General features: G+C 58.1%; 23 protein-coding genes. 5 read left to right on the top strand and 18 right to left on the bottom strand.

The features are described from left to right. The 15 genes from FOY93_RS21025 to FOY93_RS20955 all read right to left on the bottom strand — a co-directional run bounded on the left by FOY93_RS21025 (position 1) and on the right by FOY93_RS20955 (position 12,878). The gene (locus FOY93_RS21025; RefSeq protein ID WP_115876832.1) at positions 1–579 is read right to left on the bottom strand and encodes a DUF3261 domain-containing protein; all 579 of its coding nucleotides are present in this window, start codon (positions 577–579) and stop codon (positions 1–3) included. Next, the gene (locus FOY93_RS21020) at positions 576–2,900 is read right to left on the bottom strand and encodes an MMPL family transporter (RefSeq protein ID WP_143345628.1); all 2,325 of its coding nucleotides are present in this window, start codon (positions 2,898–2,900) and stop codon (positions 576–578) included. Before FOY93_RS21020 ends, FOY93_RS21025 begins: the two co-directional genes overlap by 4 nt. After that, the gene (locus FOY93_RS21015; protein ID WP_115876834.1) at positions 2,869–3,474 is read right to left on the bottom strand and encodes a LolA family protein; all 606 of its coding nucleotides are present in this window, start codon (positions 3,472–3,474) and stop codon (positions 2,869–2,871) included. Before FOY93_RS21015 ends, FOY93_RS21020 begins: the two co-directional genes overlap by 32 nt. Then, a complete protein-coding gene (locus tag FOY93_RS21010) occupies positions 3,471–3,893 on the bottom strand; it encodes an acyl-CoA thioesterase (protein ID WP_023309526.1) in 423 nt (140 codons plus the stop codon). The genes FOY93_RS21015 and FOY93_RS21010 overlap by 4 nt, the downstream gene beginning before the upstream one ends. 3 nt (positions 3,894–3,896) lie before the next feature. Further along, positions 3,897–5,588 (bottom strand): glycosyltransferase family 2 protein, encoded by a 1,692-nt coding sequence (locus FOY93_RS21005; RefSeq protein ID WP_143345627.1) that lies wholly within the window; start codon positions 5,586–5,588, stop codon positions 3,897–3,899. Next, on the bottom strand, positions 5,579–5,932 hold the full coding sequence (locus tag FOY93_RS21000; RefSeq protein WP_111963741.1) for an ApeI family dehydratase: 354 nt from the start codon (positions 5,930–5,932) through the stop codon (positions 5,579–5,581). Before FOY93_RS21000 ends, FOY93_RS21005 begins: the two co-directional genes overlap by 10 nt. Further along, on the bottom strand, positions 5,919–7,280 hold the full coding sequence (locus FOY93_RS20995; protein WP_143345626.1) for a class I adenylate-forming enzyme family protein: 1,362 nt from the start codon (positions 7,278–7,280) through the stop codon (positions 5,919–5,921). The genes FOY93_RS21000 and FOY93_RS20995 overlap by 14 nt, the downstream gene beginning before the upstream one ends. Continuing rightward, positions 7,273–7,860: a COG4648 family protein gene (locus tag FOY93_RS20990; RefSeq protein ID WP_133295273.1), complete on the bottom strand. Its 588-nt coding sequence runs from the start codon at positions 7,858–7,860 to the stop codon at positions 7,273–7,275. The genes FOY93_RS20995 and FOY93_RS20990 overlap by 8 nt, the downstream gene beginning before the upstream one ends. Positions 7,861–7,866: 6 nt before the next feature. Beyond that, complete coding sequence (locus FOY93_RS20985; protein ID WP_024908875.1) at positions 7,867–8,118, bottom strand: acyl carrier protein; 252 nt, start codon at positions 8,116–8,118, stop codon at positions 7,867–7,869. Positions 8,119–8,128: 10 nt separating this feature from the next. Then, a complete protein-coding gene (locus tag FOY93_RS20980) occupies positions 8,129–8,386 on the bottom strand; it encodes a phosphopantetheine-binding protein (RefSeq protein WP_008503081.1) in 258 nt (85 codons plus the stop codon). Next, a complete protein-coding gene (locus FOY93_RS20975; protein ID WP_133295272.1) occupies positions 8,367–9,182 on the bottom strand; it encodes a lysophospholipid acyltransferase family protein in 816 nt (271 codons plus the stop codon). Before FOY93_RS20975 ends, FOY93_RS20980 begins: the two co-directional genes overlap by 20 nt. Continuing rightward, entirely contained in the window at positions 9,179–9,901 is a 723-nt protein-coding gene (locus tag FOY93_RS20970; RefSeq protein ID WP_133295271.1) for a beta-ketoacyl synthase chain length factor, read from the bottom strand. Before FOY93_RS20970 ends, FOY93_RS20975 begins: the two co-directional genes overlap by 4 nt. Before the next feature lie 67 nt (positions 9,902–9,968). Continuing rightward, positions 9,969–11,033, bottom strand: coding sequence for a methyltransferase (locus FOY93_RS20965; protein WP_111963746.1), 1,065 nt, complete (start codon positions 11,031–11,033; stop codon positions 9,969–9,971). Positions 11,034–11,102: 69 nt separating this feature from the next. Then, positions 11,103–11,492, bottom strand: coding sequence for a lipoprotein (locus tag FOY93_RS20960; RefSeq protein WP_111963747.1), 390 nt, complete (start codon positions 11,490–11,492; stop codon positions 11,103–11,105). Between the two features lie 336 nt (positions 11,493–11,828). Continuing rightward, positions 11,829–12,878 (bottom strand): AI-2E family transporter, encoded by a 1,050-nt coding sequence (locus FOY93_RS20955; protein WP_023309517.1) that lies wholly within the window; start codon positions 12,876–12,878, stop codon positions 11,829–11,831. 145 nt (positions 12,879–13,023) lie between these two features. Here FOY93_RS20955 and FOY93_RS20950 point away from each other — a divergent pair, with 145 nt between their 5' ends. Further along, positions 13,024–14,241, top strand: coding sequence for an MFS transporter (locus FOY93_RS20950; protein ID WP_133295270.1), 1,218 nt, complete (start codon positions 13,024–13,026; stop codon positions 14,239–14,241). 4 nt (positions 14,242–14,245) lie between these two features. On the opposite strand, the gene FOY93_RS20945 is transcribed toward FOY93_RS20950, so the two are convergent. Then, entirely contained in the window at positions 14,246–14,803 is a 558-nt protein-coding gene (locus FOY93_RS20945) for a DcrB family lipoprotein (protein ID WP_008503073.1), read from the bottom strand. Positions 14,804–14,875: 72 nt separating this feature from the next. Further along, on the bottom strand, positions 14,876–15,541 hold the full coding sequence (locus FOY93_RS20940) for a 7-cyano-7-deazaguanine/7-aminomethyl-7-deazaguanine transporter (RefSeq protein ID WP_111963750.1): 666 nt from the start codon (positions 15,539–15,541) through the stop codon (positions 14,876–14,878). A 167-nt stretch (positions 15,542–15,708) separates the two neighbouring features. Here FOY93_RS20940 and tusA point away from each other — a divergent pair, with 167 nt between their 5' ends. Next, positions 15,709–15,951, top strand: a complete 243-nt coding sequence (tusA, locus tag FOY93_RS20935) for a sulfurtransferase TusA (RefSeq protein ID WP_017693840.1) — start codon at positions 15,709–15,711, stop codon at positions 15,949–15,951. 62 nt (positions 15,952–16,013) lie between these two features. Here the strand turns inward: tusA and yhgN are convergent, their stop codons facing one another. Then, positions 16,014–16,607 (bottom strand): NAAT family transporter YhgN, encoded by a 594-nt coding sequence (gene yhgN / locus FOY93_RS20930; RefSeq protein ID WP_003861574.1) that lies wholly within the window; start codon positions 16,605–16,607, stop codon positions 16,014–16,016. A gap of 179 nt (positions 16,608–16,786) precedes the next feature. Here yhgN and asd point away from each other — a divergent pair, with 179 nt between their 5' ends. The 3 genes from asd (at position 16,787) to glgX (ending at position 22,296) form a co-directional block, all read left to right on the top strand. Beyond that, positions 16,787–17,890, top strand: coding sequence for an aspartate-semialdehyde dehydrogenase (gene asd, locus FOY93_RS20925; RefSeq protein ID WP_033146834.1), 1,104 nt, complete (start codon positions 16,787–16,789; stop codon positions 17,888–17,890). 249 nt (positions 17,891–18,139) lie between these two features. Continuing rightward, the gene (gene glgB / locus FOY93_RS20920; protein ID WP_133295269.1) at positions 18,140–20,326 is read left to right on the top strand and encodes a 1,4-alpha-glucan branching enzyme; all 2,187 of its coding nucleotides are present in this window, start codon (positions 18,140–18,142) and stop codon (positions 20,324–20,326) included. Then, the gene (glgX, locus tag FOY93_RS20915) at positions 20,323–22,296 is read left to right on the top strand and encodes a glycogen debranching protein GlgX (RefSeq protein ID WP_115876841.1); all 1,974 of its coding nucleotides are present in this window, start codon (positions 20,323–20,325) and stop codon (positions 22,294–22,296) included. The genes glgB and glgX overlap by 4 nt, the downstream gene beginning before the upstream one ends. The last annotated feature ends 14 nt before the right edge of the window (positions 22,297–22,310 follow it).

Raw genomic sequence — 22,310 nt, 5'->3', positions numbered from 1 at the left:
TCAGTCACCCAGATATTGAATGGTGATGTGGTATTTGAATACGTGTTGCTCGATGCTGATCGGCTCGCGTTTGCCTTTACGCTGCAGGTAGACAATCTCCGTCACCAGCTTGCCGCTGGCGTTACGCAGCTCGCGTCGATCGCCATTGTCCGTTAGCGTCCAGCCCTTCGGCAACTGCGGCTGCCAGGCGCTAATTGGCCAGTGGCTTAGCATCACGTCCGCCAGCACCTGGCTTGCGGGCGGCAGCTGCGGCACAACGATCGACTGTTCGGTATGAATACCGGTCTCATCGTACGTCGCCAGGAACAGACGAATGCCCACGGAAGAGAGCCCGGCCAGCGTCACCTTATGCGCATCCGCGTTGAGCATCACCAGCAGAGATTGCGTTTGTCCGTTAAAGCTGCCGGTCAGCAGCTGCTGGGAGCTTACCGCCGGGCTAATGCCGGGCGGCGGGAGCGTCACTCTGGTTCCCGGCTGGAGCCAGGCCTGAGGACGCGTCTCTTTGGTATCGGTCGAATGGCTGCAGCCCGCCAGCAGCAGCGCTGCGGTTAGCGCGACGGCGCGGTAAAAAGCGTTCATTTACGTTTTCTCTCTTTCTTATCCGGCATCGCCAGCGGCGCCAGCAGGAAGGCGGTAAAAATACCGCTCACCAGCACGATACCAAAGCTGCTGATGGCCTGGGTGGCGCTAAAGACGAGCATGCCCAGCGTCAGCAGCGTGGTCATCATGGCCAGCGTAATCGCCAGCATGGAGGTCAGCGGCGTACCGCGCGGGTTGCTGAAAAACAGCGTGTAGTTAATGCCAATGCCGAGCACCAGTACCAGCGCCAGAAGTGAAAACAGATTCACCGGGTGGCCCGTTGCGGCCAGGACCGACAGCCCGCAGGTCAGCGACAGCAAGGACGGCACCAGGCTTATCAGCCCTTTACGCCAGCCGAGGCGCTGCATCGCCCCGCAGGCAATCACCGCCAGCGCCGCAAACAGTAGCCCCGTCAGCAGCGTGCGGTAGAGGGCAAACAGGCTGTCAAAGCTGGCTTTGCGATCGACCCAGACGACGCCGTCATGGCGCACGGCCAGCTCACCGAGGTAAGCGCTGTTTTTCGCACCGTCCACCGGCACAAGCACGCCGCTTTCCCCTTCGGGCAGGGTCAGCCAGAGCAGACGCCAGCCTTCGCTCGCCGGGCTTTTAAGCCACGCGTCCACGCTGACCGGCATGGCGTCGAGATTCGGGGAGACGGCGTTGAGCCCGGCGTTTTTCAGCACGTTCATTACCGCAGGCGCGGCGTTCTGTAGAAGCGTAAGATCGCTTTTCTGGCGGGCCAGCGAGTTCAGCGGCAGGGTGCGCCAGCGGGCAATTTCTCCCGCTTTTTGCGCCTCCGCCAGCGCCGGGGTAAAGGCTTCCAGCCGCTCCAGCGTTTGCTGAGGCGAGGCGCCGTGAACCACAAACCATTTCTGATCGACGCTCTGTCCGGTCAGGGCGGTAATGGCCTTCTCCTGCGCCAGAATATCTTTCGGCAGCGCCTGCAGCTGGGCGATGTCGTCGTCCACCCTCAGCGTACTCATCCCCACGGCGGAGAGCAGCGCCAGCGCGACGGGCAAACCAACGGACAATTTTTTACTGCGCCGCCAGGCGGCCAGCCAGCGCAGCATCAGGACCATAAATGGAACCGGGCGCACCGGTAACCCGCGGCACAGCCACGGATGCCAGAAAATCACCGTCAGGCAGGAGGCGCTCAGCCCCACGGCGGCGAACACCGCCATCTGGCGGATCCCGGGGAAGGGGGCCAGCATCATAATCAGGTAGGCGGCGACCGTCGTCAGCAGCGCCATCAGCAGCGCATTGCGAACTTTGTCCAGGCTTTGCCAGGGGGAAAGCTCCGCGCCGTGCACCATCCGTTCGGTCAGGTAGTAGAGCGTGTAGTCGGCTGAAATACCGATGATGCTCATGCTCATCACCAGCGTCATCAGGTGCAGCTCGCCAAAGAGCAGCAGCGTTACCACCGTGCCCGCCAGCGCGCCGATGGCAATCGAGAGCACGCTCAGCAGCAGCGGACGCAGAGAGCGGAACACCGCCACGATGAGCAGGAACACGCCAAGCAGGGTGGCGATGCCCAGCGTTGAGACGTCGCGTTTGGCCTGCTGGCTGGCGTAATCGCTATAAAACACGGTCCCGCGGGAAAGCAGCTGTGCCTGCGGGTAACGGGCTTTGAGCGTCTCCTGCAGCGCGTTAAGCGTCGTCACGAGCCGGTGGGTCTGCTGCATATCAAATGACGAGCCCGCCAGCTCTCCGTGCAGAAGATACCAGTAGTTTCCCGCCTCATCTTTTGTGACCAGCCAGCCGTCCATCAGCCGTAGCTTCTGGCCGTTTTGCGCCAGAGCGAGCTGCGAGCCGCGCATCAGCATCAGGGGATCGTTTTGCAGCTCTTTGCCGCTGACGCCGGAAAAGGCCGAATAAAGCTGAGATAAAATCCACTGCGCCTGCGCTTCTCCGCCGTTTTGCAGGCGGGCGCGGGTGGCGGGATCGATCAGGCCATTTCGGTGCTGCCAGAAGAACTCTCCCCAGGCCTTTTGCTCTGCGGCGTCCATCGGGCCTTTGACCTCGCTAAGCGAATCAGTGCTTTGCAGCAGCGCCAGCCACTGCTGCGCCACGCGCGGATCGGGCTCTTTGCCGGGGCTGACCAGCCAGACCAGCTGGCGGTCGAGACGCTGCATAAACCCGTCGTTGAGCGCCGGCGGGATCGCCCCCAGCGTCTGCTTCGGCAGCATGGCCAGCACGCTGCTGTTCAGACGCGCGCCGGGCAGCAGCGACAGCAGCACGCCCATCAGAATCAGGCATAGCGTGGCCCACAGCAGCGCCGGGCGCAGGGATTTACGGTGCGGCAAAGCGTTGGCGTTCGTCATCGGTCAGGCTGGCGGGCGTCAGTTGGTGGCGTGAAAGGGCGATATCGGTACGGTCGCCCTGTTTGTCGTTGAGTCGAATCGTCTCCAGATAGGTCGCGCCGCCCAGATCGAGGGTGGCGAAAATCTTGTCCAGCGGCGTCGTTTTTGGCGTAAGCACCAGCGACCAGCGGCCCGCTCCCAGGTCTTTAAAATCAATGCGGAAGTTCTCTTCCAGCACCTTGCGGTCGGCCTGGAACAGGGCGCGCAGAAGATGATTGAACTGGAACATCTGCGGATTATTGTCGGCAGTGATGGTCTGCGGCGGCTGGCCGTTGATTGCCTGAACCATCCGCTTGTCGTCCAGCAGCAGCGTCATCGGAAACGGCGCTTTTTGATCCCACAGCAGGCCGCTGTCGCGGGCGATCAGCATTTCGCCCTGCGAGCGCAGCGGCTGCGGCATATCTTTTATCGTGCGAACCTGTTCGAAGTGCGCGCGCACCACGGGCTGCTCGGTGAAGCGCTGCTGCAGCTCATCCAGCGTCACGGCGCTTACCAGCGGGCTGAGGATTAGCGCCAGTAAAGGCAACCATTTCATGGCGTTACTCCCATACGTTCAAACAGTATTGCCGGGCTCACAAAGCACATTTCGCGGGTGGCTTCTTCCACCGCCACCTGGATGGTGTAACCGGTGGTCGTGCGTTTGCCGGTCTGCGCATCGAAAATTTGATAGGCAATGCGCAGGCGGTTTTCATACTCTTCAACGTGCGCGCGGACGCGAATACGCTGCTCAAAGGTCACCGCATCGCGGTATTTCACCCGCGTGTCGACGACGGGCCAGACGTAGCCGGAGGCCTTCATCTGGCGATAGCCATAGTCAAACTGATTGAGCAGCGCCTCGCGGGCGATCTCAAAGTAGCGGAAATAGTTACCGTGCCAGACCACGCCCATCATATCGACGTCGTGGAACGGAACGGTGATCTCGACTTCAGTCGTAAAGCGGGGATCGGTCAGCACCCTTTACTCCTTTTCACTGGACTCTGGCAGATGCCAGAAATCGAAAAAATTAAACCAGTCGAGCGGCGACATGAGGGCGTAATGCTCCAGCCGCTGCGCGTAGCGATCGACGGTATCCTGCAGCGCCTGCTGGCGTTCACCGCGCGGCAGGTGCAGCGGATCTGCAAACGGTTCACAGTGCAGGACGAGCTTACCCTGCTGGCGCAGGGCAAAAATCAGCACCACAGGGCAGCGCAGGATGGAGGCCAGGATAAACGGCCCCTGTGGGAACGGCGCTGGCTGCCCCATAAACGTACTCCAGATCACCCGCCACTCGCCGCCACGCTGCGGATTCACCGCGATGCGATCGCCCACAATCGCGACCCATTCTCCCCGCTCAAGCTTCTCTTTGATGGCGATCGCGGTGTCCGGGCCGATGTCGGTGACCGACATCAAATTCACGCTGGCCTCGGGCGCCATTTCGCTCATGATCTGCTTAAAGCGCTGGGCGTTCTCGCTGAAGACCAGGGCGGTGATAATTTTGCTGCCGTCCAGCTGGGCCAGGGCCCGGCAGGCTTCTACGTCGCCAAGATGCGAGGCCAGCAGCAGCTTGCCCTGCGGCGCCGCTATATTAAGCGTTTCGCTCGCGCCGGCGGCAAAGACCACGTCGCGATCAAACTTCAGCTCGCCGCGCCAGCTGGCGACCTTATCCAGCATCGCGTTGCCGAAGCGCATAAAATGGAAAAAGCTGTTGAGCCGCGGGGGAACGGGCATGTTCCGCTTATGCAGTTCTTGCTTGACCCTTCCAATCCACTGCCGCGAGGCCTGCCGTGCAGGACGTGCTATAAGCCAGTACACGCCGATCACCGGCCACAGCAGCACGGTAAAGGCCCGCCGACCCAGCAGTTTCCAGACGCGCAGCATCAGGCGCATCCCCCACAGACCCTTGACCTCGTCCTGCTGCGCCCAGTGCTGGCGGCGTCGACGGAAAAGCAGGCCGGGCATGCGGGGCAGCATGCCGAAGAAGAGTCGGGTATGCATCAGGGAGATCCGCACGTTATCTTTTAACGCATCGAAGTGGGACAAGCCGTCCTGCGGGTAGGTGACACGGGTGGGCAAAAAGACGCTGGTGTTGCCCTGCCAGTAAAGACGGACCATCACTTCGGTGTCAAAGTCCATCCGTTTACCGAGCGTTTCACGCGCTGCCAGCCGCAGCGTGGGCGAGACCGGGTAGACCCGAAAGCCGCACATGCTGTCTTTAAGCTGCAGGGATAAGGTCTCAATCCAGACCCAGACGTGGGTTATCCAGCGCCCGTAGAGTCGCGAGCGCGGAATGGAATCATCGTAAATGGGCTGGCCGGAAATCAGCGCGTCCGGGTGGCGCTCCGCCAGCGCCAGCAGTTTGGGGATATCTTCGATGGCGTGTTGGCCGTCCGCGTCCACCTGCACGGCGTGGGTATAGCCCGCGTGCGCGCACTCTTCCAGCCCCCTGATGACCGCGGCACCTTTTCCGGCGTTTTGCGCCAGACGGACCAGCGTCATCTGCGGCTGCTCAGCCGCCAGGCGCTCAAGCTCCTGACGGGTGACTGCGTCGCTGCCGTCATCCACCACCAGGCACGGCAGGCCGAACGGCGCGAGACGTGAGAGCACGCTGGCGATCATGGCGCCGTGGTTGTAGCACGGGATCAGCACGCAGGGGCGGAAGGTTACTGACATAGCCGAATTTTCCCGCTGCTGGCGGTATGGCGCTCAGCCCCTGCGTGACGCTGGTAGCTGAAGGTCAGCATCTGACGTTCAGCATGCCACTCAAGCATCAGCGTCACCGTGGTTTCCGGCAGCAGAGGTGCCTGGAACTTCACGTTTTGAATGCTGTGAAAGCGGTAGCCCGGTGCCAGTAACGTCGTGGCGTAGTGCATCACCCAGTCAAGCTGCGCAACGCCGGGCAGCAGCGGCTGTACGGCAAAATGGCCCTGAAACCAGAACAGCGCCGCGTCGAGATGCAAAACGATCTCCAGCTTCTCCGGCTGTGTCTGGTGGCGCTCAATTTCATGAATTTTCATGAAATAACTCCTCTAACTGCGCATAGACACGCTTGTTCATACTGTTTACCGGCATTTCATCGACAATACGCCAGTAGCGTGGAACGGCGACCGGCTCAAGCCACGGCAGCAGGGCGCGACGCCAGGCGAACTCCTGCGCTTTTTTATCCTGCATATAGCCGCGCTGACGAACCGCTTCGTCCAGGACCAGCAGGGCGCCAATACCCTGACGGCCCCCGCGCGTGACCGGCAGGGCCGCCGCTTCGCAAATGCCGTCGAGCTCCAGCAGGCGACGTTCGATCTCGTTAAGCGAGATGCGCTTTTCTTCAATTTTGACCACCCGCCCGCGACGCCCGGCGATGCTGAAAAGCCCCTCGCTGTCGAAGTGGAGGATATCGTCCAGCTGGAGTCCTTCAGCCTCGTGGATCAGTGGCGACGTGACGCGACAGGCGTCATCTTCCTGATGGAAGATAACGCCGGGGAACGCGAGCCACGGCACGTTATCCTGCTGGCGATGGCGCCAGGCGAGGATCCCGGTTTCGGTGCTGCCATAAATTTCATCCGGCCAGATGTTAAGCCAGTCAGCGGTGGTGGATACGTCGCACCAGGGCAGCATTCCGCCTGCTGAAATCAGCATTCTGACGGGCGGCGCGGGAAGCTCCGTATCCAGGCGCTTCAGGAACGCCGGGCTGCTGATGAACAGGTAATGCCTGTCATGAGGAAGGGCGGCCAGTTGTTCTGCGTAATAGAGCATCGCGGCATGCAGCGGCAGGCCCAGCGCCATCGGCAAGACGATACGGAATGTCAGGCCATACAGGTGTTGCGGTACGACCGAGGCGACAACGCTACAGCCGGTCAGACGCTCGCCGAAGCGGTCTGCCAGCAGACGGGCTTCGCGATCCAGACTGACGATGTGCTTAACCACCCGGCGCGGGGTGCCCGTGGAGCCGGAGGTGAACAGTTCAACAAAGCGGCTTTCGTCAATGTCCGGCAGGGGCGTCCAGTGGCGAGCAGTCTGATGGCTGGAGGCCACCACAATCAGCTTGCCATGGAAATCGAGAGTCCTGTCGCTCAGGACGCCGCTAAACAACGACTGCTGTTCTTCAAGCTGCGAGACGCGGCTATGGCCGGGAATGACTGGCGTTTTACCGGCATGCAGCGAGGCCAGCAGCGCAACGATAAACAGATAGCTGTTTTCAAAGCACAGCGCCCAGCGCTCGCCTTCCTGCTGACGCAGGGTGTCAACCAGCAAGGTCACGTCGTGGCGCAGCTGGCCCAGCGTCCAGGTACGATCGTCAAGCCAGGCAACGGGCATGTCGTCAGGGCGCGGGGCGTTCAACCACTGGCCCAGCGGAAGGGGGTTAGTCATTGTGCATCTCTTTTTTTATCACCCGCTGGCGGACCAGCCACTCGGTCGCCATCAGCGTTCCCATCAGGATATAAGCCACCATACCGTTCCACAGCGTCCACAGATGCAGGTCGCCGTGGAGAACGGTGAACAGCGCCATCGCGCCGTTTCCGATGAAAAAGCCGCACCAGACGAGGGTCACCCTGCGGGTATAGCGCACGCCCTCCGGGGGCAAATCCGGCTCGCGCAAGCGCGCCAGCCGTTCGACCAGCGGCATCGCGGTCCACAGCGAACCGCCAAACACGGCCAGCATCACAAGGTTGACGACCACCGGGTAGAACAGCAGCCACTGGTGGGTTTTCAGCAGGTAGCTTGCCGCGCAGAGCGCAATGCCCGCGAGCGCCACGCACTGCACCACATACCGCATCGGGCCACGGTTCCGCTGTGCCTGACGCAGCCGCAGCAGCAACATCAGCGCCATCACCGGTAACAGCCACTGCAGGCTGTTGTGCGTCAGCCCAAATCCAATCAGAAAAGGCCACGCCAGCAGCATCAGACCCGTCAGCAGTGGGATGAGCGGGAACGTCCGTCCACCACGCACGACGTCTTACTCTTCGCGCAGAAGCTGTTCGACGGCGTCTACCACATCCTGAACGGTACGAACCGATTTGAAGGTTTCCGGCTTGATTTTCTTACCGGTTTTCTTCTGCAGATGAACGATCATGTCCACCGCGTCAATGCTGTCCAGCTCCAGGTCTTCATAAAGACGGGCTTCGGGCGTAATGTCCTGCGGGTCGATTTCAAAGAGCTTGGTCAGAAGGCCGCAGACTTCCTGATAAATGGTTTCTTGTTCAGTCATCGTTCACATCTCAGGCGCGTTGAGCGTTGATAAAGGACGCCAGCGTGGCGACGGAAAAGAAGTGCTGGCGCATCTCTTCGCTTTCGGCAGAAAGCACCACGCCATACTGGTTTTTCACGGCCAGACCCAGTTCCAGCGCGTCAATGGAGTCCAGACCCAGTCCATCGCCAAACAGCGCGGCATCGGTATCAATATCCTCTGCGGTAAGCTCGTCCAGATTCAGCGTGGTGATAATGAGATTCTTAATTTCAAGATAAAGCGCTTGCATCATTAATTCCTGACAAAGATTGAAGGCCTGATGTTAATCGATGCTCCAGATGCCGGTTTAACTGCCTTGCCGCCAGCGCCGGTTCTTGTTCATTTGCATCGTAAAATTCGTCGATGTTCACGCGGTCGCGGACATCCACGGTGAAAACAGGTTTTTCTGGCGGTACATCATACCAGTGACTTTTTTTATCCAGCAGATGTTCGCTACAGTGGATCAGCACCACCCGCAGATCGCTGTTACAGCGCACGGCGATATTAGCCGCGCCGCGCTGGAGGGAGATAGCCTCGCCAAACCGGGTTCGCGTGCCTTCCGGGAAGATCAAAAGCGTGTCGCCCTGAGCCAGACGCTGCTGGCTGGCCGCGAGCAGGGGCTCGGCTTCGCTGTTAATCAGGTAATCCGCCGCGCGGATGACGCCGCTGACAAAGGGATTACGCAGCAGCGCGCTCTTCACCAGACAGTCGGTTTCTGGCATCACCGACGCCAGAATCACGTAGTCAATTAACGTGGGGTGGTTAGCTACCACCAGACAACCCCGATCGCTGCGCAGCGCGTCAAGATTGTGAATGCGATAGTCCAGTACCCCGAGTCCGCGCGCAACGGTCAGGAAGAAACGGAAGCTGGCCGCAATGCTGCGACGCGCCAGACGTCGACGGTTGGCGCGGTCGCGCTGGACGATCAGCAGCAGGTTGAACCAGACCAGCGACAGCAGCAGTCCGCCCACGCCAAACAGCGCGAAGCAGAATCCGGTCATCACCAGACGCCATAACCAGTTGATACGGGCAGCCAGGTGGTTCATGCGCGCGTCCATTGCCACAGCAAACGTTCGCCGGGCACTACAAACTGGCGTTCCTCGCTGAGATAGCGCTGCAGGAACATCAGGCTTTGCGGCAGGGCGGGTTCTTCACCCGCGCTGCCGCTGTGGGTTTCACACTGCAATTCCTGGCCGGATTCAATGACCAGCGCCAGTGCGTAGGGCCAGGTGGGCATCTGCTGCGGTAACGCCGGATGGTAAAATTCCGGCAGCGCGCCGTCAAAATCGACCAGCAAGACGCGGGAGTAGCCGGCATGCAGCAGGCTCAGCACTTCACATAAAGCCTGCTGGAAGGTGTCCAGCCCGGCAGAAATGGATGACGAGACGATGGGCTGGCGTGCGGTAATCGTGAGATTGCCCACCGCCGAGTTGTGCACGGACATGGCGAAGTCGGTGGGCGATACGGACTGGCCGGTTGCCAGAGCATGCAGAATACGGTAGTTGCGCTCCAGCTCACCGTGGCGACTGGAATAGACGACGGCATCAATGGCGTGGTTTTGCAGCATGGCAAGACCAATATCCACCGCCAGCTTGCTGCCTGAATTGAGGCGGCGCGCGGTCATCATGGGTAAAGCGGTCAACCGGGGAAGCGGGGCAGCTGGATCGACGGCCAGCTGCAGGCGAGACCACGCCTGCCACTCTGTGGCATCGCTGAGTCCTGGCGCTCTGGCCTGCCAGTCGATAATGTTCAGTGAAAATTTCATCTACGCGCGTCCGCGAAAAAAACCGTATTCAAAAGGCAGACTGGGCCACCCCGGCAGCTAAGCTGCTCTATTGTTCACGTTTGGTGCATATCAGCAGGGTATGACCGACCCCAAGGTTGTCCAGCCGCTGTTCAACGCTGAAACCTGCGCTCTCCAGGTAGCGATAAAACTTTTCTACGCTGTAAAACCGGCTATTGCCATTCGCCATACAGGTGAAATAGAGCGAGGTGGCATTCAGGCTGAAAGAGGCTGCTTCAAATTTCTGAGCATCCCAGAAAAGCTCCATGATGCACAAACGTGCGCCTGGCTTCATGGCCTGTGCGACGCGCGTCAGCATGGCGACAATCTGATCCGGAGAGAAACAATCCAGGAACTGGCTCATCCACCAGACGTCGGCGTCACCCGGCAATGTTGCTGGGCTAAGCATATCGACAGCATGGAATGCAATACGATGAGAAAAACCTGCTTTTGCGATGTTTTCCTGCGCCAGCGCTATCTGCTGCGGCAGATCGAGGATCGTCACGGCAACATTTTCGTCATAGCGGCAGCAGCGTAACGACCATTTACCCGTATTTCCGCCCACATCGTACAATTTTGTCGGCGAGCTTGCGAATATATATGGCAAAGCCGCGTCAAAAGCGGCGTCGGAATAGTAATGATCAAAGGCGAACCAGCTATCCTTCGCCGGAGCAGGTAATTGGGATAAAGCCGGGTAGATGGTTGGCCAGTTGCCAAACACGGCTAATCCGGCAGGTTTTTCTTCCTGCAGGGCGTCCGCCAGGTGAAATAGCCCCTGGTAACAAACGTCCTGGGTGAAATCCATATTTACGCGGGTCATTTCGTCGTGCAGTAAAAAATGGCCCACTTTCGCCAGGAAATAACGTCCATGCTGTTGGGTTACGATTCGACCGCTTAATCCCATATCCAGCAGTACGCTGACACCATAGCTACCTAGCGTGCTGTGTTCTGTTATTTCCTCAAGGCTGGCACCTTCTTTCCCTTGTTTATCTAGCCAGGCGAGAACGCCTGAGTTACGCAGACAAAGCGCAGTCTGGAATAACATCGGGGCAAAAGCGATGCGTTGCGCTTCGGTAATGGCATCCAGTGCGCTGAGTGTGTCCTTTTCGTACATTACTACGTAACCTTTGAGGATAATAAAGAGAGGTTATCGGGCCATACGCGGCCCGACTTTAGAAAAATATTACAGCGTGGCGCCTGCGGAGAGGTTCAGCTGAATATCGTGGTCGAGGTTATTCACCCAGCGGTTATAATTTTTGTGAATTTTACCGTCTGCCGCTTTCAGATTAAGGCTGTTTTCATAGTTGATTGAATAGCTTGTTGCCGTATACGGAATACTCACCTGGACCGAGTGATCGCGCGACTGCAGACGCCCCTTAATCATTCCCGGGCCCGCTTCCGTCATGATCCAGTCACGTTTTTGGCCTGCTTTCAAAATTGCCGTTTTTACCTGATCGGCAGTATGACCCGCGCTTACAATAGAGTGAACCTGAGCGATTGGGGCGGTACGCGCACAGCCTGCCAGTGCGCCAACGAATACGGCAGCAGCACACCATTTAACGATCTTTTTCATCAACAACTCCATATCAATATTAACAATTAAAGGTAGTGGTATTTACAAATAATATTCATCCGGCTTTCCGTTGGCGCCAGGCGTATTTTTAATCAATATTAATGTTTGCATTACGTTGAAGCGAAGACGGGAGTAATAACATGGAAAAATAAGTAACCATTTCATTTTTTATAATTTGCGTTAAATCATAAATTGCGTTTTAGCGTAATGCGCACGACGTAAATAAAAACAGGATGAATATCGCCTTAACGCAAATAAAATACCGCGACGGATTAAGGACGCGGTAATTTACGGTGTATTACTGATGGTTTAAACCTACCTGTACAGGTAGGTCGGTTATCCGGGTAATCGGCTTTTCGGCCTCCCCGGACCGAGCAGGATCGCCAGCTTGCTGCCGCCTTTGGTGGTTTCCATCCAGATTTTACATACGCTGGTCAGGGGAACCGACAGCAGCATACCGACCGGGCCCAGCAGCCATCCCCAAATCAGTAAGGATAAAAATACCACCAGCGTCGACATGCCCAGACGGTGTCCCATCATGCGCGGTTCAAGAATATTGCCCAGCACCATATGCACGACGAGGAACAGCGCGCCGACCAGCATGCATTCGTAGAAACCGTTGAACAGAAACGCCTGAATCATCGGCGGCACGGCGGAAAGCACCGCGCCAATATTCGGCACGTAGTTCAGCAGAAATGCCAGCACGCCCCACATCAGCGCGAACTGCACGTCCATCAGCATCAGGCCCAGCCAGACAATGACCCCGGTCCAGACGCTCAGAAGCGTTTTCAGCGCCAGATATTTTGAGACGCCCTTCAGTGCCCGGTGTAATCCGGCAATGTGAATTTGTGGGTTGTTCAGTGCAAAGCGCAGCTTATAGGGAACGTGGCGGACTTCGAACAGCATAAACACTACCGTCATGACCAGCAGCAGAATGCTGGCCATCGCGCCGGAAAGCCCCGTCATCAAGGTGGTGGCGTAGGTCATGACCTTCTCGGAGTCCATTCTGCGCAGCATCCGTTCGGGTGAAATATGCAGATTAAGAAAGGGTACCATCTCCTGCAGCGCGACAATTTTACGCGTCAGCTCTTTGTTGTACTGCGGCAGCATGGTGGAGAATTCGCTCAGCGATGCCGCCAGTACGCCGAAGAGCGCCGTCAGGCCAATCAGCATAACAATAACCACAATGGTGATGGCTACCGGGCGGCTGACTCCCCGACGTAAAAACCAGGTGACCAGAGGATTAAGCACAATGGCAAAAAAGAGCGCCAGCAGGAGCTGAACAATAATGTCGGCGGCAGCATGAATACCCGCAAGGATAACCACCAGACAGGCGAGTTTTAATAAGATGTGAAGTCCTGCTTTGTCGGACGGGTTAGCGATCATGCGTGTTCCTTAATATGATGACCCGGTAAGTGTAGTGCCCGGGCTTCGCTTCGTCTGGAGCCGTTAATCTGAAAGTCGGTGCTGATTTTCTTATTGCGCCGTGGTAATAGTGAAACACGGTTGTAAAAAATCCAGGTAAAACCCCATGCCCGAACCTGCCGCTGAACCGGCACTGAGCGGATTGCGCCTCAATCTGCGCATCGTTTCCGTTGTGATTTTCAACTTTGCCAGCTATCTGACCATTGGCCTGCCGCTGGCGGTCCTGCCGAGCTATGTCCATGACGTGATGGGCTTCAGCGCCTTCTGGGCGGGGCTGGTCATCAGCCTGCAATATTTCGCCACGCTCCTGAGTCGCCCCCATGCCGGGCGCTACGCGGACCTGTTCGGTCCAAAAAGCATTGTGGTGGTGGGTTTATGCGGCTGTTTCCTCAGTGGCCTGAGCTACCTGCTGGCTGCCGCAACCAGCCACTGGCCGCTGGTCAGCCTGGCGCTGCTCTGCCTGGGCCGCGTCATTCTCGGCATCGGACAAAGCCTGGCGGGAACCGGCTCGACGCTCTGGGGCGTGGGGGTGGTAGGTGCGCCGCACATTGGCCGGGTGATCTCCTGGAACGGGATTGTCACCTACGGTGCAATGGCGCTCGGGGCGCCGCTCGGCGTGGCCTGCTATGCGCTTGGCGGGCTGTATGGGCTGTCTATCGCTATTATGGCGGTCGCGCTGCTGGCAATTCTCTTTGCGCTGCCGCGTCCGAAAGTAAAGGCCAGCAAAGGCAAGCCGCTGCCGTTTCGTGCGGTGCTGGGGCGCGTCTGGCCGTACGGCATGGCGCTGGCGCTGGCAACCACCGGCTTTGGCGTAATTGCGACCTTCATCACCCTGTTCTACGACGCCAAAGGCTGGGACGGCGCGGCCTTTGCGTTAACCCTGTTTAGCTGTGCGTTTGTAGGTGCCCGCCTGCTTTTCCCTAACGGCATCAACCGTCTCGGCGGGCTGAATGTGGCGATGATCTGCTTTGCGATAGAGATTGTCGGGCTGCTGCTGACCGGAATTGCGATGGTGCCGTGGGTCGCCAAAGTGGGCGTGTTCCTCGCGGGGGCTGGCTTTTCCCTGGTCTTCCCGGCGCTGGGCGTGGTGGCGGTAAAAGCCGTGCCGCAGCAGAATCAGGGGGCGGCGCTGGCGACCTATACGGTATTCATGGATATGTCTTTAGGCATTACCGGCCCGCTGGCGGGGCTGGTGATGGCCTGGGCAGGCGTGCCGGTGATCTATCTTGCCGCGGCGGGTCTGGTTGTTATTGCGCTGCTGCTGACGTGGCGGCTAAAAAAATGGCCCCCGGTGCAGGCACCGGAGGCCACGTCATCGTCGTGAAGCGTTACTGGATCACGATGGTGTTAATGATGTTTTCAGCGGCCGTCTGCGCTTTCTGCTGATCTTCCGCTGGCAGGGTGATCTGCAGGGTCAGCAGTTTGTTATCGACCTTGCCCAGCACGACAGAGGAGTAAGCGGTCTGGCCTTTTGCGGAGATGATGCTGTCGAGCTGCTGCAGCTTATGGCCTTTCAGCTCGATGGATTTATTGGTCACGACCTGCAGCTGCGGGTCGCGGCCGCGCTGCTGATCTTCAAGACGTTTGGACAGGACGGCCAGGTCTTCGCTGGTGTCGTCGCCCACAATCACAATGACCGCTTTCTGCCCGGTTGCGTCGGAGTAAACGTGCATGTTGTTCGCCTGGGTGCCCAGCTTGCCGCTCTGGTCAGTCATATCGGCTGGCAGAGAGAAACTGAGTTTGCCATCCATCAGATTCACCGGCTGGCCGGTCGCATTGCTTTCTGCGGATGCGCCCTGAGCAGGCGTTTTCGTGTCGCTGTTATCACAGGCTGCAAGACCCACAACCAGCAGGCCAATCCCGACATATTTAACCAGATTGCGCATTGACTTCTTCCTTTCGATAAACGGCCATAACGGCTCATTCGCTCATCTTATCACAACTGATAAAGCGAACCCTTAACCAGCCTGCAATGCTGTGATTTCAGATTTATCTGCCAGCCTTTTCAGCAGCATATTGAGCAGCACGCCGTACATCGGCAGGAAGAAAACAATGCTGATGAGAACCTTAAAGCAGTAGTCCACCAGCGCGATTTCCATCCAGTGCTCGGCCATGAACGCATCCGGGCTGCGCCAGAAGGCGATGAAGAAGAAGGCCAGCGTATCGCTCACGTTACCGAACAGCGTGGAGGCGGTTGGCGCCATCCACCAGCGATGATTCTGACGCAGGCGGTTAAACACATGCACGTCGAGGATCTGCCCCAGCGCGTAGGCCATAAAGCTTGCCGCGGCGATACGGGCAACGAACAGGTTGAAGTGGGTTAACGCCTCAAAGCCCTGCCAGCTTCCCATATAAAACAGAGACGAAATCACGTACGAGATGAACAGCGCCGGGAGCATGACCGAAAAAATAATACGGCGAGCCAGCGGTGCGCCAAAAATACGCACGGTCAAATCCGTCGCGAGGAAAATAAACGGGAAACTAAACGCGCCCCAGGTGGTATGGAAACCAAAGATGGAGATCGGGAGCTGCACCAGATAGTTGCTGGAGGTGATCACCAGCAAATGGAAAAGCGAAAGCCAGAACAACGCTTTTACGCGCTGAGATTCAGAAAACTGCGTCATATTGTGACCTTTTTATACGTTGGGGTGAGGGAACCCAATAAAAACCGCAGCATGATACTGCTTTGTCAGGACATTGCAATGGTTAGTTTTTACGCAATCGTTAACCTGGTTTGCATTGATCGCAACCGGGCGTAAACTACAGCCGTTTTTATCAGACCGAGAAGATCATGACCGACCTGTTTTCCAGCCCAGACCACACTCTTGATGCCCAGGGCCTTCGCTGCCCGGAACCGGTAATGATGGTACGTAAAACCGTGCGCAACATGCAGACCGGTGAAACGCTGCTGATCGTTGCCGACGACCCGGCCACCACGCGCGATATTCCCGGTTTTTGTACCTTTATGGAGCATGAGCTGGTGGCGCAGCAGACGGAAACGCTGCCGTACCGGTATTTGATTCGTAAGGGTTGAGTGGGCGCCTCTGCTGCCTGATGCCCTCACCCCGGCCCTCTCCCACAGGGAGAGGGAGAAAGTCATCCCTTCATCCACGCCCGAATGCCGTCCAGGAACATCTGCGTTGCCATCATTACCAGAATCAGCCCCATCAGGCGCTCCAGCGCGTTTACCCCTTTCTCACCCAGCAGGCGCAGGAACAGGGATGACTGCAGCAGGATAATAAACGTTCCGCCCCAGGCAATCAGCAGGGCAATCACCAGATGGCTCATCTGGTTCGGATACTGGTGCGACAGCAGCATCAGCGTGGCCAGAATGGTCGGCCCGGCAACGAGGGGAATCGCCAGCGGCACAATAAACGGCTCTTCACCCGCAGGCAGGCCGCTGCTGCTGCCTTCCGCGCTCGGGAAAATCATCTTAATCGCAATCAGGAAAAGAATAATCCCGCCGGAAATCGACACGGTTTCGGCGCGCAGGTTCAGGAATGCGAGGATTTTTTCACCCGCAAACAGGAAGATAAACATCACCAGCAGGGCGATGAGCAGCTCGCGGATCATGATCGCCCGGCGGCGCTTCGGTTCGGTGTGCTTCAGCACCGACATGAAGATCGGCAAGTTACCCAGTGGATCCATAATCAGGATCAATAAAACCGCCGCGGAAATGATTTCACTCATCTTTAAATTATCCCTGATACTTAGTAGTGTTATTTCGATGATTAGCGCTTTTTCTGATTGCCGGGCAATCATCGATTAATTTCGCTTGCGACTTTGGCAGCATTTTGTAATGTGAAGCATATCCCAGTTCAATACTGGCTTGCACAATCAGCACACACCCTCAGCAGGAAAAAAATGCTATGAAAAACGTTGGTTTTATCGGCTGGCGCGGTATGGTCGGCTCTGTACTCATGCAACGCATGGTTGAAGAGCGCGATTTCGACGCTATCCGCCCGGTCTTCTTCTCCACTTCCCAGCTCGGCCAGGCTGCTCCGTCCTTTGGTGGTACCACAGGCACGTTGCAGGATGCTTACGATCTGGAAGCGCTGAAGGCACTCGACATTATTGTGACGTGCCAGGGCGGCGATTATACCAACGAAATCTATCCAAAGCTGCGTGAAAGCGGCTGGCAGGGCTACTGGATTGACGCGGCTTCTTCGCTGCGCATGAAAGATGATGCCATCATTATTCTCGACCCGGTGAACCAGGGCGTGATCACCGATGGCCTGAACAACGGCGTAAAAACTTTTGTTGGCGGCAACTGCACCGTCAGCCTGATGCTGATGTCCCTCGGTGGCCTGTTCGCTCAGGATCTGGTGGAGTGGGTCTCCGTGGCGACCTACCAGGCCGCGTCCGGCGGCGGCGCGCGCCATATGCGCGAGCTGCTGACCCAGATGGGCCAGCTGCACCAGAGCGTTGCGACCGAGCTGGCAAACCCGGCATCCGCTATTCTGGATATCGAGCGTAAGGTCACCCAGCTGACCCGCAGCGGCGAGCTGCCGGTGGATAACTTTGGCGTACCGCTGGCCGGCGGTCTGATCCCGTGGATCGACAAACAGCTTGATAACGGCCAGACCCGCGAAGAGTGGAAGGGCCAGGCAGAGACCAACAAAATCCTCGCGACCGCGAACACCATTCCGGTTGACGGTCTGTGCGTGCGTATCGGCGCGCTGCGCTGCCACAGCCAGGCCTTCACCATTAAACTAAAAAAAGATGTGTCTATTCCGACCGTGGAAGAACTGCTGGCCGCGCATAACCCATGGGCGAAAGTGGTGCCAAACGATCGTGATATCACCATGCGCGAGCTGACCCCGGCTGCCGTTACCGGCACGCTGACCACGCCGGTTGGCCGTCTGCGCAAGCTGAACATGGGGCCGGAGTATCTCTCCGCGTTCACCGTCGGTGACCAGCTCCTTTGGGGCGCCGCCGAGCCGCTGCGCCGCATGCTGCGCCAGCTGGCGTAATAATTTGTTAACTACCGGGGGTGATTTTCACCCCTTTTTTTTGCGTACTACACGGAGTAACACGCGTATGTCTTATTTTTTATCAGGAGTCATCTAGAGCGTTGGCTATGCTTTAAGGAAGAGTCATTTCTTACCTGAGGTTCGAACGGAGCAGAATGGATGCACATTTTTGTGCTGTCCCGTTCAGGTCACATTAAAAGTCGTCCCGGAGCGCTTAAAAAGGACGACATAAAAAACAGGATGAATACCATGTCCGATCGTGTGGATAGAGACGTGATTAATGCGCTTATTGCGGGTCATTTCGCTGACCCCTTTTCTGTGCTTGGGATGCATCGTACTGAGGCGGGTCTGGAAGTTCGGGCGCTATTACCGGATGCCACAGAAGTCTGGGTGATTGAACCCAAAACTGGCCGCAAGGTTGGTAATCTTGAATGCCTCGATTCGCGTGGCTTCTTCTCGGGCGTAATGCCCCGTCGTAAAAACCCTTTTCGCTATCAGCTCGCCGTTCTCTGGCACGGTCAGCAAAACCTGATTGACGATCCTTACAGCTTTGGTCCGCTCTTAAAAGAGATGGACGCCTGGCTGCTCTCCGAAGGAACGCATCTTCGCCCTTATGAAACGCTGGGTGCCCATGCCGATACCATGGATGGCATTACCGGCACGCGGTTCGCCGTGTGGGCGCCTAACGCCCAGCGCGTCTCCGTTGTAGGCCAGTTCAACTACTGGGACGGTCGCCGACACCCGATGCGCCTGCGCCGGGAAACCGGCATCTGGGAGCTGTTTATCCCCGGGGCGCACCCCGGGCAGCTTTATAAATTCGAGATGATCGACGCCAACGGCAAGCTACGCATTAAAGCCGACCCGTATGCCTTCGAAGCGCAGATGCGCCCGGATACCGCGTCGTTGATTTGCGGCCTGCCTGAGAAGGTCGTCCAGACGGAAGAGCGTAAACAGGCCAACCGCTTTGATGCGCCGATCTCCGTCTATGAAGTTCATCTCGGCTCCTGGCGCCGCCACACCGATAACAACTTCTGGCTGAGCTACCGGGAGCTTGCCGACCAGCTGGTGCCGTACGCCAAATGGATGGGCTTTACTCACCTTGAGCTGCTCCCGGTCAATGAACACCCGTTCGACGGCAGCTGGGGCTATCAGCCCACCGGGCTGTATGCGCCAACGCGCCGCTTCGGCACGCGCGACGACTTCCGCTATTTCATTGATGCCGCGCACGCCGCCGGGCTGAACGTCATCCTCGACTGGGTGCCGGGCCATTTCCCTGCGGATGATTTCGCGCTGGCAGAATTTGACGGTACGAAGCTGTACGAGCACAGCGATCCGCGCGAAGGCTATCACCAGGACTGGAATACGCTGATCTACAACTACGGTCGCCGTGAGGTCTCAAACTACCTGGTCGGGAATGCCCTGTACTGGATCGAGCGGTTTGGCATTGATGCCCTGCGCGTCGATGCGGTGGCGTCGATGATCTACCGCGACTACAGCCGCAAAGAGGGGGAGTGGATCCCGAACGAGTTTGGCGGCCGCGAAAACCTGGAAGCCATTGAGTTCCTGCGCAATACCAACCGCATTATCGGCGAGCAGGTGGACGGTGCCGTGACCATGGCGGAAGAGTCGACCGACTTTGCGGGCGTCTCCCGTCCGCCGTCATTGGGCGGCCTGGGGTTCTGGTATAAGTGGAACCTGGGCTGGATGCACGACACGCTCGACTATATGAAGCTGGATCCGGTTCACCGTAAGTATCATCACGATAAGCTGACGTTCGGGATGCTCTACAACTACACCGAAAACTTCATGCTGCCGCTGTCGCACGATGAGGTGGTGCACGGCAAAAAATCCATTCTCGACCGCATGCCGGGCGACGCGTGGCAGAAGTTTGCCAACCTGCGCGCCTATTACGGCTGGATGTTTGCCTTCCCGGGTAAGAAACTGCTGTTCATGGGCAATGAGTTCGCTCAGGGTCGCGAGTGGAACCACGACGCCAGCCTCGACTGGCATCTGCTGGAAGGCGGCGACAACTGGCACCACGGGGTGCAGCGTCTGGTGCGCGATCTGAACCTGACCTATCGCCACCACAAAGCGCTGCACGAGCTGGACTTCGATCCGTACGGCTTTGAGTGGCTGGTGGTGGACGACCATGAGCGCTCGGTGTTTGTCTTTGTGCGTCGTGACAAGGCCGGTAACGAGATCATCGTCGCCAGCAACTTCACCCCGGTGCCGCGCGAACACTACCGCTTCGGCATTAACCAGCCGGGCAAATGGCGTGAAATTCTGAATACCGATTCGATGCACTACCACGGCAGCAACGCCGGTAACGGCGGGCTGGTACAGAGTGACGCCATAGAAAGCCACGGGCGACCCAACTCCCTGAGCCTGACGCTGCCGCCGCTTGGCACCATCTGGCTGATGCGGGAGGGCGAATGACGCAGCTTACGGCAGGTAAACCCGAACCGCTCGGGGCGCGTTTTGACGGAAAGGGTGTCAATTTCACCCTCTTTTCCGCTCACGCCGAGCGGGTTGAACTGTGCGTGTTTGACGGGGAAGGTAACGAGCACCGTTACGATTTACCCGCGCGCACGGGGGATACCTGGCACGGCTACCTGGCCGGAGGACGGCCAGGCATGCACTATGGCTTTCGCGTACATGGTCCGTGGGATCCGGCGCAGGGTCACTGGTTTAACCCGGCGAAGCTGCTGATTGACCCGTGCGCGCACCGCGTGGACGGCGAATTTAAAGATGACCCGCTCTTCCACGTGGGCTACGGCGAGCCCGACCACCGCGACAGCGCGCCCGTCGCGCCAAAAAGCGTGGTGGTGAACGATCTTTATGACTGGGAAGACGATGCCCCGCCGCACACGCCGTGGGGCAATACCGTCATTTATGAAGCCCACGTTAAAGGGCTGACGTACCTGCACCCGTCGATCCCCAAAGAGATGCGCGGCACCTATAAGGCGCTCGGGCATCCCACCATGATCGCCTACCTGAAACATCTCGGTATCACCGCCCTGGAACTGCTTCCCGTTGCCCATTTTGCCAGCGAGCCGCGCCTGCAGCGGCTGGGGCTCAGCAACTACTGGGGCTACAACCCGCTGGCGATGTTCGCGCTCGAGCCGCGCTATGCCGTCCATCCGGAAAAAGCGCGGGACGAGTTCCGCGATGCGGTGAAGGCTCTCCACGCGGCGGGCATTGAGGTCATTCTGGACGTGGTGCTCAACCACAGTGCAGAAAGCGATCTCGACGGTCCGACGCTCTCCATGCGCGGAATTGATAACCGTAGCTATTATTGGATCAGGCAGGATGGCGATTATGAGAACTGGACCGGCTGCGGTAACACGCTCAACCTCAGCCATCCGGCGGTCACGCATTTTGCGTATGAATGCCTGAAATACTGGGTGGAGACGTTCCACGTCGACGGTTTTCGTTTCGACCTGGCGCCCGTGATGGGGCGCACGCCGGCGTTCAGCCGGCAGGCGCCGCTGTTCGAGGCGATAAAAAACTGTCCGGTGCTCTCGCAGGTGAAGCTCATTGCCGAGCCGTGGGACATTGGCGAAGGCGGTTATCAGGTCGGGAATTTCCCGCCGCTGTTTGCCGAGTGGAACGATCACTACCGCGACGCCGTGCGCCGCTTCTGGCTGGAACGCAATCTGTCGCTGGGGGAATTTGCCGGGCGCTTTGCCGCGTCGAGCGATCTCTTTAAGCGCGACGGCAAACGCCCGTCGGCTACCGTCAACCTGTTGACGGCGCACGACGGTTTTACGCTCAGGGACTGCGTTTGTTTCAATCAGAAACACAATGAGGCAAACGGCGAAGAGAATCGCGATGGCACTAACAATAACCATAGCTTTAATCATGGTATAGAAGGGTTAGGCGGAAGCCTCGACGTCATCGAGCGGCGACGCGCCAGCGTTCATGCGCTGCTGACAACGCTTTTACTGTCGCAGGGCACGCCGATGCTGCTGGCAGGCGATGAGCATGGTCACAGCCAGCACGGTAATAACAATGCGTATTGCCAGGACAACACCTTAACCTGGCTCGACTGGGGGGAAGCCAACAGCGGGCTGATTCATTTCACCGCTGCGCTGATCCATCTTCGCCAGCAGATCCCCGCGCTGACCGCCAACAGCTGGTGGGAAGAGGGTGACGGCAACGTTCGCTGGCTGAATAAAGACGCGCAACCGTTAAGCGCGCAAGAGTGGCAACACGGCGTACCACGCCTGCAAATCCTGCTGTCGGATAAATGGCTGGTCACGCTGAACGCGACGGATGACGTCGCAGAGATTGTTTTACCTGACGGGGAGTGGCGCGCCGTTCCCCCCTTTGCCGGAGCGGATAATCCGGTAGTAATGGCTGTCTGGCACGGGCCTGCGCACGGAGTGTGCGTATTCCAAAGATGATAAAAAAGGAGTTA

Source organism: Enterobacter sp. 18A13, from assembly GCF_007035975.1.
Lineage (GTDB): Bacteria > Pseudomonadota > Gammaproteobacteria > Enterobacterales > Enterobacteriaceae > Enterobacter > Enterobacter vonholyi.
Note: the sequence above shows the minus strand (reverse complement) of the source record. Positions and strands in the feature narration are given on the sequence as shown.